Here is a 15,716-nt window from a genome sequence, read left to right as displayed (position 1 = left end):
CGGGACCCGTCGACGCCTTCCGGGGCCCGGGACCCGTCGACGCCTTCCCGTCGCGCTGCTTCTACGGTGGTCCCATGTCGCGGACCCTGCTGGTGACGAACGATTTCCCGCCCCGACCCGGGGGCATCCAGTCCTATCTGCACGCCTTCGCGAATCAGCTGCCGTCCGACGACCTGGTCGTCTACGCGCCGCGGTGGCGCGGCGACAGTCACGTGAAGTTCGACGCGCGGGTCCCCTTCGAGGTCGTCCGTCATCCCACGACGCTGATGCTGCCGACCCCCGACGTCGCGCGACGGGCCACTCGGCTGCTCACCGAACACGGCTGCGACACAGTCTGGTTCGGAGCGGCTGCGCCGTTGGCTCTGCTGGCGCCCGTGCTGCGCCGTGCCGGCGCCCATCGCATCGTCGCCAGCACCCACGGCCACGAGGTGGGATGGTCGATGCTTCCCGCCGCCCGGCAGGCGCTGCGGCAGATCGGCGAGCACACCGACACCGTCACCTACGTCAGTCGCTACACGAGGGGGCGGTTCGCCTCGGCATTCGGCCCCGAAGCGGGTCTCGAACACCTGCCGTCCGGCGTGAACACCGACGTCTTCCGGCCCGATCCGGCGGCACGCGCCGAACTGCGGGCACGCTACGGTCTCGGCGACCGGCCCACCGTGCTGTGCCTGTCGCGCCTGGTGCCGCGCAAGGGGCAGGACGTGCTCATCCGCGCGCTGCCCGCGATCCGGAAGCGGATCGACGGTGCCGTCCTCGTGATCGTCGGCGGCGGACCGTACGAGTCGCGTCTGCGGGAGCTCGCCCGCCGCACGGAGGTCGAGGAGCACGTCGTGTTCACCGGCACCGTGCCGTCGGCCGAACTCGCCGCGCACCACACCATCGCCGACGTGTTCGCGATGCCGTGCCGGACCCGCGGCGGCGGTCTCGACGTCGAGGGCCTGGGCATCGTGTACCTCGAGGCGTCCGCGACCGGGGTGCCCGTCGTGGCCGGCCGGTCGGGCGGTGCCCCGGAAACGGTGCGCGACGGTCGCACCGGTTACGTCGTCGACGGCACCTCCGTCACGGCCGTCGCGACCGCGGTGTCCGGTGTCCTCGCCGATCCCGATCGTGCCGCCGCGATGGGCGCGGCCGGTCGCGAGTGGGTCTCCACCGATTGGAGGTGGGACGTCCTGGGCGCCAGATTGCGCGGTTATCTCGACGCCTCGGCGCCCCCGAACGAGACGGTGACGCCGTCGGCGGGGTGACCGGACGGGCCGCCGACGCGATATGTGAAGCTGTCCTGCGTGAGCAGCATTCAGGTGGCGGACCAGACCTTCGTAGCGGCGCCCCCGGAGCGCATCGCCGAGGAGATCGCGGCCCTCGATCGGTGGCGTGCATGGTGGCCCGATCTCGTACTGACCGTGCGGGAGGACCGAGCCGAGAAGGGCATCCGGTGGACGGTGTCGGGTCCGCTCGACGGAACGATGGAGGTGTGGATCGAGCCGGTTCTCGACGGCGCGGTGATCCACTACTTCCTGCACTGCGAACCGGCCGGTGTCGCGCCCGAGCGGGTGGCGGGTCTCGACCTCGCGGGAATGAACCGTACGCGCAGGGTCCAGGGAAAGGTGATGACCTTCGAGGTCAAGCAGCGTCTCGAGGCCGGTCGTCCGGCCGGTGAACCGCCGCGACACTGAAGCCACCGAAGGAGCGTCGTCCCGATACCGTTGTTCCTACGGTGTGATAGACCCTCGGGGCGGGACTGATCGGTGCACACCCGAGGGACCGAGAAAGGGAGCCGTCACCACATGGCCGAGAAGACGAAGAGGTCGATCACCATCGACGCGCCGGCCGAGCGCGTCATGGAGGTCATCGCAGATTTCGATGCCTATCCGACGTGGGTGTCGGCGGCAAAGACCGTGGAGGTCGTGGAACATCGACCCGACGGCCGGGCCGAACGCGTGCGCTTCGTCCTCGACGCCGGCATCGTCAAGGACACCTACGTCCTGCGGTACAAGTGGGCGCCCGACAACCGTGCCGTGAGCTGGGAGCTCGAGAGCGGTGAGATCCAGAAGGCCCAGTCCGGCTCGTACGTGCTGACCGAGGCCCCCGACGGCACGACGGTCGTCGACTACCAGCTCACCGTGGATCTCACGATCCCGATGATCGGTCTGTTCAAGCGCAAGGCGGAGAAGGTCATCACCGACACCGCGCTGAAGGAACTCAAGAAGCAGGTGGAGGGCTGAACGTCCGGCACGCCCCGGCCCGCGTGCGATGGTTCCTCGGAAAGGGCGGCGCCGGGAAGACGACCCTTGCCGCGGCCGAGGCGCTCGCGGCCGCCCGTGCGGGAGAGCCCGTGCTCGTCGTGTCCATCGACCGGGCGCACTCCCTCGGCGACGTGCTCGACCTGCCCCCGGCCACGAACCGGGACGCCGGCGCGACGGACATCCACACCGTCGAGGAGAACCTCGACATGGTGGAGATCGACTCGCTGCAGCTGCTCCGCACGCGCTACGCGGTCCTCGCGTCGATGGCGGCGCTCGCCGGGACGCACGAGCACGCCGATCGGTTCGACCTGCCCGAGCCCGACGAACTGACCGGACTTCCCGGCGTCGAGGAACTGCTCGTGCTCACCGAGGTCGCGCGACTCGCGGACAGCGGGAGGTGGGCTCTCGTCGTCGTCGACGCCCCGGCCTCCGCCGACGCCCTGCGCACCCTCACCGCGCCGCGCACGGTCTCCGATTCGCTGGAACGGATCTGGCCCCAGCACAGCCGGGTCGCAGCGGCCACCGGTCCGGACCCCCGCACGGGTGTCTTCGTCGCGCTGTTCGATCGGCTGCTGTCGGGGATCACCGCGGTACGCGACCTGCTCGACGATCGCGGACGCAGCGCCGCGGTGATCGTGGCGACGCCCGACCGCGCCGGTCGTGCCGAGCTCGCACGGGTACGGTCGTGGCTCGCTCTGTCCGGCATGCGCGTCGACGCGGTCGTCGTCAACGGAGTCGTCCCCGCGGTGGGTGGTTCGGGTGCGGCGGCGCGGCTGCTCGCCGACCAACGGGCCGCGCACGAGGCGATCGTCGCCGAGATCGGGGCGGCCGTCACCGACGTTCCCGTGATCGTGTGCGAGCGCCGCGCCGCGGAGCCGGTAGGGTTGGCAGCTCTGGAGGAGCTCGCCACGGCGCTCCGCCGCGACGCACCCGTTCCCTCGTCGGAGACCGACGAGCCGGTCCGGGTGCAGCACGAATCGGGAACGGGGGTGGAGTCGGTGTACGCGATGCGCATGTACCTGCCGCTCGCCGATCCCGCGTCCCTGACACTCGGACGGATCGGCGACGACCTCGTCGTCGGCGCCGACGGGATGCGACGCCGGGTGCGACTCGCTTCGGGGCTGCGCCGGTGCACCGTCTCCGATGCCGAGTTCGACGGAACCGATCTGGTGGTGCGATTCGTACCGGATCCGGCGGTGTGGCCGCTGTGAGGGACGATCACGAAGCCCTGATCTCCGAGTTGTTGCTGCTCGCCGACGCCGTTCTCGACCGCGTCGAGGGCACGGTGCAGCAGTTCGTCGCCGCGACCGGCGACGCGTCGGCTAATACCGCGCCCGGTTCGACGGCTCCGGGTGACGCCGAGGCCGCAACCACCCCGAGTGGGTGCGCGTGGTGCCCGCTCTGCGCCGCCGCAGCCCTGGTTCGCGGCGAGAACCACGAACTGGTCAGCAGGCTGGCGTCGAAACTGGCGGCGTTGATCGCGCTGCTGCGGGAGTTCCTCGCGCAGTTCCTGCCCTCGACCGGTGGCGTCCCGCCCGAGCCGACACCCGATCCGCCGACGCGGGATCGCCCGGCCTTCGAGCCGATCTCCGTCAACCTCCGCACGTGAACACGCACGACCCCGGGCTCACGGTCGGGATCGACATCGGGGGCACGAGCATCCGCGCGGCGGCCGTCGACCGTAACGGCGACGTCGTCGACAGTGTGCGCACGCAGACGCCGTCCTCCGCGGTCGCCCTCGAGAACGCGCTGCACCGGCTCGTCGAGCATCTGCGCGACCGCAACGACATCGCAGCGGTCGGGCTGGGGGTCGCGGGCTTCCTCACCGAGGACCGCACCACCGTGCGGTTCGCGCCGCATCTGCCCTGGCGCGATACGCCGCTCGCCGAGACGCTCACCGAACGCTTCGGGTTGCCGGTCGTCCTCGAACACGACGCCAATGCCGCGGCCTGGGCCGAGTACCGCTTCGGCGCCGCCGCGGGCAGCACGATCGCGGTGATGGTCGCGCTCGGAACGGGCATCGGCGCCGCCCTGCTGCTCGACGGCAGGATCTATCGCGGTGCCTACGGTGTGGCGCCCGAGCTCGGTCACCTGCAGGTCGTGCCCGACGGTCGGCCCTGCCCGTGCGGCAAGCAAGGGTGCTGGGAACGGTATTGCAGCGGAACGGGTCTCGTGGACACGACCGTCGAGATGCTCGCGGCCGAACCCGGGCGGTCCGTTCTCGCGGGCGAGATCGCCTCGGATCCCGGATCGCTCACCGGCCGGCGGATCGCGGGCGCAGCCCACGACGGCGACCCCGTCGCGCTCGCGGCCTTCGACGATTTCGCCCGCAGGCTCGGGCTCGGCCTCGCGCTCGTCGCCGACGTCTACGACCCCGAGCTCGTCGTCATCGGGGGAGGGGTCTCCGGTTCCGCGCCGCTGTTCCTCGACGCCGCGCGCGAGCACTACGCGGCCGTGACCACCGGCGCCGGCCATCGTCCTCTCGCGCGCGTCCGGGTCGCGCAGCTCGGTGACGCCGCCGGGCTCATCGGTGCCGCCGATCTCGCCCGCTCCGCGATCGAAACCTCACGACCACCGCTGTCGTCGAATTTCCCTGTAGGTGAGATTCGCCGGAGGTGAGATTATCGTCACGTCGACGTGGAAAGGGTGGGGTCGGGCACTGAGGCGATGTGCGAGTGGCAGTCGCATCGTCGTAGAGTCGACCGGCGGGCGGTGCTGCACCGATCCGTGTGGGGGATGATCGGATTCGGGAAGGATGCCATGTGGTACTGGCTGTTCAAGTACGTCCTCCTGGGACCGCTGCTGTGGCTCATAGGACGTCCGAAGTTCGAAGGCGGCGAGAACATTCCGGCGCACGGACCGGCGATCCTGGCCAGTAACCACCGGGCCGTCCTCGACTCGTTCTACCTTCCCCTCCTGGTACGCCGGCGCATCACCTTCCTCGCGAAGAGCGAGTACTTCACCGGCACCGGACTCAAGGGCGCCTTTCAGCGCTGGTTCTTCTCGTCGGTCGGGCAGGTCCCCATCGACCGCACCGGCGCCGACGCCGCGCAGGATGCGCTCAACGCCGGGGTCCGGGTGCTCGGCCAGGGCAAGCTGCTCGGCATCTATCCCGAGGGCACCCGCTCACCCGACGGACGCCTCTACAAGGGCAAGACCGGCCTCGCGCGACTGGCGCTGGAGACCGGCGTCCCCGTGATCCCCGTCGCGATGATCGGCACCGACCGGATGAACCCCATCGGGTCGAAGATGTGGCGACCGGCGAAGATCACCGTCCGGATCGGCGAGCCCATCGACTTCTCCCGGTTCGAGGGCATGGGCGGAAACAGGTTCGTGGAGCGCACCGTCACCGACGAGGTCATGTACTCGCTCATGCAGTTGTCGGGTCAGGAGTACGTCGACATCTACGCCGCCTCCCTCAAGAACAAGGGCTCGGCGAACGAGTCGGGGGCCGGGGACACGGGCGCGTCGACGAACGGCAGTGCCGCGACCCCGCCGCAGGACGGTTCCGTCGCGGACCGCGTTCCCGACACGCGTGCCGGGTGAGCAGGTGCGCTACTTCTACGACTGCGAGTTCATCGAGGACGGCCGCACGATCGAACTCGTCTCGATCGGTGTCGCCTGCGAGGACGGCCGCGAGTTCTACGCGGTGTCGACCGAGTTCGACCCGACCCGGGCCGGAGCCTGGGTGCGCCGCAACGTCCTCCCGAAGCTCCCGCCCCCGGCGCACCCCGCCTGGAAGTCGCGATCGAGGATCCGCGACGACCTGCTGAAGTTCCTCGTGCCCCGACCGGGCATCCGGCCCGAACTGTGGGCGTGGATCGGGGCCTACGACCACGTCGTGCTCGTCCAGCTGTGGGGCACCATGCCCGAACTCCCGGACGTCCTGCCCCGCTTCACCCGCGAGCTCCGGCAGTACTGGGAGGACTCGGGCTCACCGCCCCTGCCCCCGGCGCCGGACGACAACCACGACGCGCTCGCCGACGCCCGCCACAACCTCGCGAAGTTCGAAGCGATCGAGGCTGCTCGCCGGTCGCGGTGACGCGGGTAACGGGGTGCTGCGCCGCTTCCGGCCGTCACGCCATATCCTGGACGGGTGAACTGGACTGTCGACGTGCCGATCGACCGCTTGCCCGAACTTCCCCCGTTGCCCGAGGAGCTGCGTGCCAACCTCGACGCGGCGCTCGCAAAGCCGGCGCTGCAGCAGCCCAGCTGGCCCGAGGAACAGGCCGCGGCGATGCGCACCGTGCTCGAGAGCGTGCCTCCCATCACCGTGCCCCGCGAGGTCGAGGAGCTGCAGAACCAGCTCGCCGCCGTCGCTCGCGGTGAGGCCTTCCTCCTCCAGGGCGGCGACTGCGCCGAGACGTTCGCGGACAACACCGAGCCGCACATCAAGGGCAACATCCGCACGCTGCTGCAGATGGCGGTGGTGCTGACCTACGGTGCGTCGACGCCGGTCGTGAAGGTCGCGCGGATCGCCGGCCAGTACGCCAAGCCTCGTTCGTCCGACACCGACGCGCTCGGTCTGCCGTCCTACCGCGGCGACATGGTCAACTCGCTGGTCGCCGATGCCGAGGTGCGCAGACACGATCCGTCGCGCCTCGTGCGCGCTTACGCGAACGCGAGCGCCGCGATGAACCTCGTGCGTGCCGTCACCGCCGCCGGTGAGGCCGACCTGCACCGCGTGCACGACTGGAACCGGGCCTTCGTCTCGGCCTCGCCTGCCGGTGCCCGCTACGAGGCGCTCGCCTCCGAGATCGATCGCGGTCTGCGGTTCATGGACGCGTGCGGTGTCGTCGACCCGAACCTGCGCGCGGCGACGATCTACGCCAGCCACGAGGCCCTCGTCCTCGACTACGAGCGTGCGATGCTGCGCCTCGACAACTCGGGCGACAAGCCGCGCCTGTACGACCTGTCGGCCCACTTCCTGTGGATCGGCGATCGCACCCGCCAGCTCGACGGCGCGCACATCGCGTTCGCGGAGCTGCTGTCGAACCCGATCGGTCTGAAGATCGGTCCGTCGACCACCCCGGAGATGGCCGTCGAGTACGTCGAGCGCCTGGATCCGCACAACACGCCGGGCCGGCTGACCCTGATCTCCCGGATGGGTCACTCGAAGGTCCGCGACCTGCTGCCCGGCATCATCGAGCGCGTCGAGGCTTCCGGTCACAAGGTGATCTGGCAGTGCGACCCGATGCACGGCAACACCCACGAGGCGTCCACCGGCTACAAGACCCGTCACTTCGACCGCATCGTCGACGAGGTGCAGGGCTTCTTCGAGGTGCACCGCGCGCTCGGCACGCATCCGGGTGGCATCCACGTCGAGCTCACCGGTGAGGACGTCACCGAGTGCCTCGGCGGTGCCCAGGACATCTCCGATCTCGACCTGCACGGTCGCTACGAGACGGCGTGCGATCCGCGGCTGAACACGCAGCAGTCGATCGAACTCGCGTTCCTCGTGGCGGAGATGCTCCGCGGGTAGGGAACAGGCGGTCGGATCAGGGCAGTGCGGTCAGCGTGACCGTGCTGCCCTGTTCTGCTCTCCGGCCCGCCCCGGGATTCTGGCCGATCACGACCGAGCGGTCGGAGTCGCCGAGTTGCCGCACCTCGACCTCGAAACCGAGGCGGGTGAGTTCGTCGCGGGCCGAGCCCACCGAGCGTCCCAACATCGACGGCACCTTCACTGCATTGGATACAAGGAGGGTGACGGTTCCGCCGGCGCTGACGTCTTCGCCCTCCTCCGGGTCGGTGCCGACGACCCGCCCCTCGTCGACATCGGCGTCGAAGACCTCACGGATCTCCCCGACGGTCAGGCCGGCCTCGTCGAGGATGCGACGCGCCTCGTCGACGGGGCGCCCGGTCAGGTCGGGCAGGGTCACGGGCGGCGATCCCTTGCTGATCACGAGCGCGACCTCCGCGCCCACGGGCAGGACGGTGCCGGGCGCGGGGTCGAGCGCGGCCACTCCGCCCTCGGGCACCGTGGTGCTGAACGCGGTACCGCCCTCGACCGGTTCGAAGGTGCGGCTCCGCAGTTCGTCCTCGACGACGGATCTCTCACCGGCGCCGGGAATGGACGGGACGGTGGGTCTGCCGAGCGACACGAGCAACGCGATCGTGTCGCCGTCGGGCACGCGTGAGCCCGCGGTGGGGTCGGTGCCGAGGACGGTGTCGACGGGAACGTCGTCGGAGTACTCGCCCCGGATCTCGCTGGACAACCCGGCCGTCTCGATCGCGGACACGGCCGCCGCCCGGTCGAGTCCCAGCACGGTCGGGACGTCGGTGAGCCGGCCGGCGCCGAGCCACCATCCGGCGATCCCCATGAACAACGCGAGCACGATGATCGCGGCGATCCAGCCGGCGGCGGACCGGCGTTGACGGCGACGGTCGGCGGCGTAGTCGGGCCGGGGCGCCACCGGTTCGGTGTCGGGACGCGGATGGGTGCGGGTCGCGACCCGGGTCGGGTGCGGGCGCGTGGCCGGAGTATTCGGGCCAGGCGTGGCCGGTGCATTCGGGTCGGGTGGGGCCGGCACGGCGGTCTGCACGGTCGTCGGAGCATGCGAGGTCGCGGCCGAGCCGGGGAGCACCGTCGTCGGCGGAGCAGGATCGGCATGCCCGGAAGCGGCGCCGTCGACGGTGCGGGTCGGCGCCGCGGCATCGGGATCCACCACGGGTGGCGTCCGCACCGCGGATCGTCTCGGAGCCGGAACCCGGTAGCGGGGGAGATCGAGCGTGTCGCAGATCTCGCCGAGCGCGTCGGCCATCACCTGCGCGTCGGCGTAGCGTTCCGACGGTTCGCGTTCGGTGGCCCGGCGGACGAAGGCGTCCAGTTCCGGCGGGACCCCGTCGATAGCCGAACTGGGATCCGGCACGTCCTTCTCCACGCGCTGGTACGCCACCGACAGGGACGTGTCGCCGGTGAAGGGAGTGCGACCGGTGAGCATCTCGTACACGAGAACACCGGCGGAATAGACGTCGCTGCGCGCGTCGGCGCTGCCGACGGTCACCTGCTCCGGGGACAGGTACGCCGCCGTGCCGAGGATCACGCTGCGCGAGGTGGTGGTCGCGGCGGCGACCGCCCGGACGAGCCCGAAGTCGGCGATCTTCACCTCACCGTTGCCGGAGATGAGGATGTTCTCGGGCTTGATGTCGCGGTGCACGAGACCCGCGCGGTGGGCGACGGCCAGGGCTCCGAGGACCGGCGCGGCCACGGCGGCCGCGGCGTGCGGCGGCATCGGTCCGCGTTCGCGCAGCAGTTCGCGCAGGGTGCCGCCTTCGACGAGCTCCATGACGAGGAAGACGTGATCGCCGTCCTGGCCCTGGTCGTAGACCGCGACGAGCCCGGGATGCGTCAGTCGTGCGACGGACCTGGCCTCGAACTCGAACCGTGCCAGGAACTGGGGATCGGCCGCGAACTGCGGATCCATGATCTTCACGGCGACGGGACGGTCGAGACGCATGTCGGTGCCGCGGTAGACGGTCGACATGCCGCCCCGCGCGATCTGCGATTCGATGCGATAACGCCGGTCGAGCACGACGCCGACCAGTCGGTCGCCTCCAGCGGTCACCCGGTGTACCCCCGTGTCTCGTGCGTGATGGTGGGACGCCGGTACCCGGGCCTTCGAGGTATCGACGTGACGAAGGTCCGGCTCCGCGTGTGCGAAGCGATTTCGTCCCCGTCGATCGTAGCCAGCTCCCGTGGACGGTAGCCGCGTAGCTGCCCGCGCGGCCGCAGCGATAACGTGGTGGGGTGAGTGCAATCCCTTACTGCGACGACGTTCTCGACCGCTCCGTCCCCGTGGTGCAGCTCGTCGATGTGGCCAAGAGCCTCGGCGTCGCCACTTCCCGCGTGCACCAGATGGTGCGCGACCGGCAGTTGCTGGCGTTCAAGCGCGACCGCGTGCCGGTCCTGCCCGAGGCCTTCCTCGACGACGAGGGGAACGTTCTCAAGGGTCTTCCCGGCCTGATCGCAGTGCTGCACGACGGCGGTTACGAGGACGACGAGATCCTGCAGTGGCTCTTCGCCGAGGACGATTCTCTTCCCGGTGGATGTCCCGTGGCCGCGATGCACACGCAGTCCGCGCGCGAGGTCATGCGGCGGGCGCAGGCGCTCGCCTTCTGAGTTCGTGATGCTTGCCGAGCAGCAGATCGTCACCGCTGCCGGAGCAGCGAACCGGTGACGTACTCGGTGAGCATGACCGCGGCGCGCGTGCGGCGCGGAACCGTCGCGCGCCGGTCGAGTACCCGGAACCCGCTGCGTTCGACCTCGTCGAGGATCCGCCCGTAGAGCGTGAAGGCCGCGCGGATACCCGGTCGGATCCGGCCGGGGAGTACCGCCAGCCCGGGTTCGGCCTTGCGATATTCGGCGCGGGTCAACGCGACCGCGTGGGCGAGTGCCCGCCGGACCTTCGGATCCACCGTGCCGGTGTGCCGGCCTTCCTGCAGCAGGTCGATGTCGACCCCGAACGCCGACCACAGTTCGAGCGGGATGTAGACGCGTCCGCGTTCGAGGTCCTCGCCCACGTCGCGGATGAAGTTGGTGAGCTGGAATGCTTCCCCGAGCGCTGCTGCGGCGGGCGGGGCGGCCGGATCGTCGACGTCGAGGATCGGTAGCAGTTCGAGACCGATCACCGCCGCCGAGCCGTACATGTACTCGCGCAGTTCCTCCATGGTCCCGTAGTGGGGCCGGCACTCGGGCGTGCCCGGCACGTCCATGCGCATGGAACGGATGAAGGCCTCGAAGTACCCGGTCGGGATGCGGTACTGCTCGATCGTGTCGGCGAGCGCGCGGACCACGAGACCCGTGTCGTCGAGCGGGCCGGGATCGCCCGCGAGCGCGGCGTGCAGGCGGGTGTGCGCGTCGTCGACACCGCGGATCGCGGCCTCCGGGTCGTCCACGGCGGTGACGTCGACGATGTCGTCGACGTGTCGGGCGAAGCCGTAGAGCGCGTGCACGGCGTGTCGCCGCGAGGCGGGTAGCAGCCGGGTCGCGAGGTTGTAGGTGCGTCCGTGTTCGGCGGTGAGCTCGGCGCAGTAGGCGTAGGCCCGGGTGAGATCGTCGGCCGCGATCCCCGAGGGGCGCTCAGGCACGGTCGTCCCGGGCAGCGCCGGCGGGCGATGCCGGTCGCGGTCGTAACCGCAGGCGCAGCGGGTCGTAGGTGACCAGCGAACGGGCCGCGACGATCGAGGCGAACACCGCGAGTGCGACGTGCGCGATGTTGTACATCCCGATCGACCCGTCGGGGTTGAAGATCAACATCAGCCAGGTCGACAGCGCGACGAGCACCATGAGCACCCGAGGCGACATCGCGAAGGCGGCGGCGACGGCGAGCGGCCAGGAGTAGTACCAGGGCAGCGCGGCGGGCGAGAGCAGGGTCACCGCGGTCAGCGCCACGACGATCCCGAAGATCGCGTCGCGCTCGGTGCGGCGGAAGCGCCACCACGCCCACACGAGGATCACCACCAGCGCGATCGCGCAGAGCATGCGCGTGATGTCGAGGACCGATCCGAGTCGCCACGGGGTGACCCACGTGACGGCGTGCGCCATCATCGTCGGCAACGACAACCAGTTGATGATCTTCGACGAGCCCGACAGGGCGGTGAGCCAGCCGATGCCCACACCCGCGAGCAGCGAGGTGCCACCGAAGACCGCGGCGAAGACCACCAGTCCCAGGCCGGCGGCCTTGACGAACAGACGGACGGGCGCTGCCGGTTCGCGTCCCTCGGCAAGCGCACGATCGCGTTCGTGGATCATCCACACCCACACCAGGAAGGGCAGCGCCAATCCTGCGGTGGCCTTGATCGCGGCGCCGAGCGAGACCAGGGCGATGCCGCCGAGGTGCCGGCCCTCGAGCACGAGCACGATGCCGGCGATCATGAGACCGACCATCAGCAACTCGTTGTGCACACCGCCGACGAGGTGGATCAACACGAGCGGGTTCAACACCGCGAGCCACAGGGCGATCGCGGGATTCCCGCCCATGCGACGGGCGAGTTTCGGCACGGCCCACGCCATCAGTGCCAGGCCGGGAAGCATGGTCAGGCGCCACAACCAGGTGCCCGTCACCACGTTGTCGTCGGTGATGGACGTGATGCCCGCACCGAGCAGCAGGTGGACGGGCCCGTAGGGCGTGGTCGTCGTCGTCCACACATTGCTGACGTTGTCGAGCAGGACGCCCGGATTGACGACCGGGCCCACCTCGTACGGATCGAAACCGTCGCGCAGCAGTGCGCCCTGCGCGAGGTAGGAGTAGGCGTCGCGGCTGAACATCGGGGTGGCGACCAGCAGGGGAGCGGTCCACGCCGGCAGCACCGTCCACAGATCGCGCACCGTGACGTGGCCGGCGAGGGTCGCCCGGCCGACACGCACCCACGCTGCGATCATGAGGAGCACACCGACCCACAGGATGATCCGCGAGAGCAACTGGCCGTGGCCGAACCGCAGCCACGACAGATAGATGTCCTCGAGGAGCGGATCGACCCGGCGGACACTGCCCGACCCGAAACTGCCGAAGGTCATGAGTACCGCGCCCCACGCGCCGAGCAGCGCGGCGTGGCCGGCGGGACTCCTCAGGAATGCGTGCTTCGGGCGCTCACCCTTCGGTGCGGCCGTCCCCTCCGGCGCGGGCGAGGTCTGTGGCTCGGCGTCGGGCGAGGCAGGGGACGACATCGGTACGGTTCCTCCCCCGTGGACGTGTGGATGCGCGGCGCGCAGGTAGCTGGCGAACGAGGACAGTTTAGTGGAGACGCGGAGCGTGGTGCGCCCGGTGTCACCGCCTTCGCGGAGCACCGAGCCGTTCGGCGGCGAGCCTTCCGGACAACAGCACGGTGGGGACACCGACACCCGGCACCGTCGCCGACCCCGCGAGCACCACGCCGGGAACGGCCGGATCGAGGTTGCGGCGCCGGAACGGTCCCGTCTGCCGGAAGATGTGAGCGCTCGAGAACGGGCTGCCCGCCTGCATGCCACGAGCGTGCCAGGTGGCCGGTGTGTCGATGTGGTCGACGCGGAAACCGTCCGCGATGCCGCCGTATCCGCGGCGGTCGAGGACGTCGAGCAGTTCGTTGCGATAGGGCACCGCGAGCTCGGCCCAGGCGAGCGGCGCGCTGTCGAGGTTCGGGCACGGCGCCAGCACCGACAACGGTTCGTGCTCGACGCCCTCACGGGTGAACCGCAGGCCGGGATCGGACAGTGCCGGTCGCGTGATGAGCAGCGAGGGATCCGACATCGGCCGACCGCGTCCGCGGTTGCGGGTGATCTCCGCGAAGGTGCGGTCCCACTCGCCGCCGAAATCGATCACGTGGTGGTGTTGCGCCGCCCAGCCGCGGGTCACCCCGGTGGGGATCGACCCGTGCAGCACCACGGCCGACGGCGCGGCCAGCGTGCGACGGCGCCGTCGGCGCGGCAGTAATCCGTCGACCACCGGGGTGTCGGGGGTCAGGACGGCCGCGTCGCACGGAAAGCGCTCTCCGTCGCGGGTGCGGACACCGTCGACCCGACCGCCGGACAGATCGAGCGAGGTCACCTCCCGGCCGAGTTCGAGCCGTCCGCCGGCCTCGACGAACGCGGCGGCCATCGCGCGGGCGACCGACCGCATGCCGCCGTTCACCGCGTACACGCCCAGCGAGGTGTCCATGTGCGCGATGGCCCCGTAGACGGCGAGGGCCCGCGCCGGAGCGACCCCCGCGTACAGCGCCTGGAAGGTGAAGACGCGGCGCAGGCGCGGGTCGGTGATCCTACGGTTCACCTGCGCGCCGAGCCTGCCGAACCCACCCAGCCGGAGCAGGCGCGCCAGGTCGCGCAGCGCCGCCGGGGACGAGACCAGGTCGAGCGGCGAGTCGAAACTCGCGTCCATGAAGCGGTCGAACTCGGCGTCGAAGATGTCGGCGAGCCACGCGCGCAACCGCAGATAGCGGCGCGCCTCCTCCGCACCGCACACCCGCGAGATCTCCGCGACCATGGCGTCGGGGTCGGAGTGCACGTCGATCGAGGTGCCGTCGGCGAACCGTGCGTGATATGCGGGGGACAGTCGCCGGGTGTGCAGCGCCGGTCGGACGGAATTCCGGTCGGCGCCCACCGCGGCGAGCGCGTCGTCGATCAACTCGGGCATCGTCAGCACCGTGGCGCCGTTGTCGATCTCGTAGCCCGGGCCGTGATAGCTGCCGACCCGGCCACCGACGTCATCGGCGCGTTCGAGCACCGTCACGTCCCTACCGGCGCCGCGCAGGTACAGCGCCGCCGACAGACCGGCGAGACCGGCACCGACCACGACCACCCGGTCGGCGCCGGGAACCGTCCGCACCGTCCTCACGCCACCCGTCGCGTCGCCGCGACCGCCGACTCGCGCAGGAGAGCCTTGCCGTCCTCGGTGGCGCCGGACGACTCGAGCGCCTCGAACGCGCTGTCGGTCAGTTCCGTGATGCGGTCCTCGATCCGGGCGACCGCGCCGAGATCGACGAGCAGCGAGCGGAGCTGCTCGACCTGCGCGTCGGACAGATCGGTCCCGATCGTCGTGCGCAGCAGTTCGGCCGCGGCCGGATCGGAAGCGTCGGCCGTCTCGAGCGCCAGCGCGTACAGGACCGTCCTCTTGCCCGAGCGCAGGTCGTCGCCCGAGGGCTTGCCGGTGACCTCGGGGTCGCCGAAGACACCGAGCAGGTCGTCGCGCAGCTGGAACGCCAGGCCGATGTCGGTGCCGAAGCGGCGGTAGGCATCGATGAGGTCGTCGTCGGCGCCGGCGAGGGCAGCGCCGATGTGCAGCGGGCGTTCGATCGTGTACGCCGCGGTCTTGAACCGGTTGACCCGCGTGGCGGCCTCCACCGATTCGTCCGCCGCCACCTCGTTGGCGATGTCGAGATACTGCCCGCCGAGCACCTCGGTGCGCATCGCGGCCCAGGCGGGGACCACGCGCGCGACGGTCGCGGGGTCGAGCCCCGCCGAGTGCAGCATGTCGTCCGCCCACACCAGGGCGAGGTCGCCCAGCAGGATCGCCACCGACTCGCCGAACTGCTCCGCCTTACCGTGCCAACCGGCGCTGCGGTGCTGCTCGGTGAACTCCACGTGCACGGTGGGGAACCCGCGGCGCGTGGTGGAGGCATCGATGATGTCGTCGTGGACGAGCGCCGCGGCCTGCACGAGTTCGAGCGCCGAGCACGCCTGCAGGACGGCCTCGGCGTCCGGCCCGGTCGGATCACCACCGGCGCCGAGCCAGCCCGTCCACGCGAAGCGCGGCCGCACCCGCTTGCCGCCGCGCAGCACGAACGCCTCGAGCGTGTCGACGGCCCGCCGGTATCCACCGCCCACCGAGTCGACCAGGTCGGAGCGTGAGGTGAAGAACTGCCGGAGGGAGTCCTCCACCCGATGGGGGAGCTTCTCGGCAGACAAGTGATCGGCGCCGGTAGACAGGACGAAACCTCCAGGTCGATGGGTGACGGCACCTCGGAGGCGGGTGAGCCGGAGGTGCCGCGACCAGCCTATCC

At 70.6% G+C, this 15,716-nt stretch carries 15 protein-coding genes; 10 read left to right on the top strand and 5 right to left on the bottom strand.

Going from position 1 to position 15,716, the window contains the following annotated elements; translation table 11 throughout:
* Nucleotides 1–74: 74 nt before the first annotated feature.
* From ACWPOC_RS16050 to ACWPOC_RS16010, 9 genes are all read left to right on the top strand, one after another.
* On the top strand, nucleotides 75–1,244 hold the full coding sequence (locus tag ACWPOC_RS16050; RefSeq protein ID WP_268653871.1) for a glycosyltransferase family 4 protein: 1,170 nt from the start codon (nucleotides 75–77) through the stop codon (nucleotides 1,242–1,244).
* Nucleotides 1,245–1,283: 39 nt separating this feature from the next.
* Nucleotides 1,284–1,673 carry a polyketide cyclase / dehydrase and lipid transport gene (locus tag ACWPOC_RS16045; protein WP_455408967.1) on the top strand — a complete coding sequence of 130 codons (390 nt, stop codon included), beginning with the start codon at nucleotides 1,284–1,286 and terminating at the stop codon, nucleotides 1,671–1,673.
* 111 nt (nucleotides 1,674–1,784) lie between these two features.
* Nucleotides 1,785–2,222 (top strand): SRPBCC family protein, encoded by a 438-nt coding sequence (locus ACWPOC_RS16040; protein ID WP_060652790.1) that lies wholly within the window; start codon nucleotides 1,785–1,787, stop codon nucleotides 2,220–2,222.
* Between the two features lie 23 nt (nucleotides 2,223–2,245).
* Nucleotides 2,246–3,454: an ArsA family ATPase gene (locus tag ACWPOC_RS16035; RefSeq protein ID WP_455408966.1), complete on the top strand. Its 1,209-nt coding sequence runs from the start codon at nucleotides 2,246–2,248 to the stop codon at nucleotides 3,452–3,454.
* Nucleotides 3,442–3,852: a hypothetical protein gene (locus tag ACWPOC_RS16030; protein ID WP_455408965.1), complete on the top strand. Its 411-nt coding sequence runs from the start codon at nucleotides 3,442–3,444 to the stop codon at nucleotides 3,850–3,852. The genes ACWPOC_RS16035 and ACWPOC_RS16030 overlap by 13 nt, the downstream gene beginning before the upstream one ends.
* A complete protein-coding gene (locus ACWPOC_RS16025; RefSeq protein WP_120283273.1) occupies nucleotides 3,849–4,862 on the top strand; it encodes an ROK family glucokinase in 1,014 nt (337 codons plus the stop codon). The genes ACWPOC_RS16030 and ACWPOC_RS16025 overlap by 4 nt, the downstream gene beginning before the upstream one ends.
* A gap of 141 nt (nucleotides 4,863–5,003) precedes the next feature.
* Nucleotides 5,004–5,789 (top strand): lysophospholipid acyltransferase family protein, encoded by a 786-nt coding sequence (locus ACWPOC_RS16020; RefSeq protein ID WP_120284373.1) that lies wholly within the window; start codon nucleotides 5,004–5,006, stop codon nucleotides 5,787–5,789.
* Nucleotides 5,790–5,793: 4 nt separating this feature from the next.
* Complete coding sequence (locus ACWPOC_RS16015; protein ID WP_026061497.1) at nucleotides 5,794–6,285, top strand: polyadenylate-specific 3'-exoribonuclease AS; 492 nt, start codon at nucleotides 5,794–5,796, stop codon at nucleotides 6,283–6,285.
* Nucleotides 6,286–6,339: 54 nt separating this feature from the next.
* On the top strand, nucleotides 6,340–7,725 hold the full coding sequence (locus ACWPOC_RS16010; protein WP_060652794.1) for a class II 3-deoxy-7-phosphoheptulonate synthase: 1,386 nt from the start codon (nucleotides 6,340–6,342) through the stop codon (nucleotides 7,723–7,725).
* A gap of 16 nt (nucleotides 7,726–7,741) precedes the next feature.
* On the opposite strand, the gene pknB is transcribed toward ACWPOC_RS16010, so the two are convergent.
* The gene (pknB, locus tag ACWPOC_RS16005) at nucleotides 7,742–9,808 is read right to left on the bottom strand and encodes a Stk1 family PASTA domain-containing Ser/Thr kinase (RefSeq protein ID WP_159418038.1); all 2,067 of its coding nucleotides are present in this window, start codon (nucleotides 9,806–9,808) and stop codon (nucleotides 7,742–7,744) included.
* Nucleotides 9,809–9,990: 182 nt separating this feature from the next.
* On the opposite strand from pknB, the gene ACWPOC_RS16000 reads away from it, so the two are divergent.
* Nucleotides 9,991–10,362 (top strand): Rv2175c family DNA-binding protein, encoded by a 372-nt coding sequence (locus ACWPOC_RS16000; protein ID WP_225623576.1) that lies wholly within the window; start codon nucleotides 9,991–9,993, stop codon nucleotides 10,360–10,362.
* Between the two features lie 29 nt (nucleotides 10,363–10,391).
* Here the strand turns inward: ACWPOC_RS16000 and ACWPOC_RS15995 are convergent, their stop codons facing one another.
* From ACWPOC_RS15995 to ACWPOC_RS15980, 4 genes are all read right to left on the bottom strand, one after another.
* Nucleotides 10,392–11,330, bottom strand: coding sequence for a phytoene/squalene synthase family protein (locus ACWPOC_RS15995; RefSeq protein ID WP_455408964.1), 939 nt, complete (start codon nucleotides 11,328–11,330; stop codon nucleotides 10,392–10,394).
* Nucleotides 11,323–12,909 (bottom strand): alpha-(1->6)-mannopyranosyltransferase A, encoded by a 1,587-nt coding sequence (locus ACWPOC_RS15990; RefSeq protein ID WP_455408963.1) that lies wholly within the window; start codon nucleotides 12,907–12,909, stop codon nucleotides 11,323–11,325. The genes ACWPOC_RS15995 and ACWPOC_RS15990 overlap by 8 nt, the downstream gene beginning before the upstream one ends.
* 100 nt (nucleotides 12,910–13,009) lie before the next feature.
* A complete protein-coding gene (crtI, locus tag ACWPOC_RS15985) occupies nucleotides 13,010–14,542 on the bottom strand; it encodes a phytoene desaturase family protein (RefSeq protein WP_120283264.1) in 1,533 nt (510 codons plus the stop codon).
* A 5-nt stretch (nucleotides 14,543–14,547) separates the two neighbouring features.
* Nucleotides 14,548–15,594 (bottom strand): polyprenyl synthetase family protein, encoded by a 1,047-nt coding sequence (locus ACWPOC_RS15980; protein ID WP_455408962.1) that lies wholly within the window; start codon nucleotides 15,592–15,594, stop codon nucleotides 14,548–14,550.
* Nucleotides 15,595–15,716 lie beyond the last annotated feature (122 nt).

The sequence above is a fragment of the Rhodococcus sp. 5G237 genome (genome assembly GCF_053764735.1).
This window is presented reverse-complemented; position numbering and strand designations above follow the sequence as displayed.

Coding starts and splice junctions, on each gene's coding strand:
- ACWPOC_RS16050 (WP_268653871.1), top strand. CDS start 75: ATGTCGCGGACCCTGCTGGTGACGAACGATTTCCCGCCCCGACCCGGG.
- ACWPOC_RS16040 (WP_060652790.1), top strand. CDS start 1,785: ATGGCCGAGAAGACGAAGAGGTCGATCACCATCGACGCGCCGGCCGAG.
- ACWPOC_RS16020 (WP_120284373.1), top strand. CDS start 5,004: ATGTGGTACTGGCTGTTCAAGTACGTCCTCCTGGGACCGCTGCTGTGG.
- ACWPOC_RS15990 (WP_455408963.1), bottom strand. CDS start 12,909: ATGTCGTCCCCTGCCTCGCCCGACGCCGAGCCACAGACCTCGCCCGCG.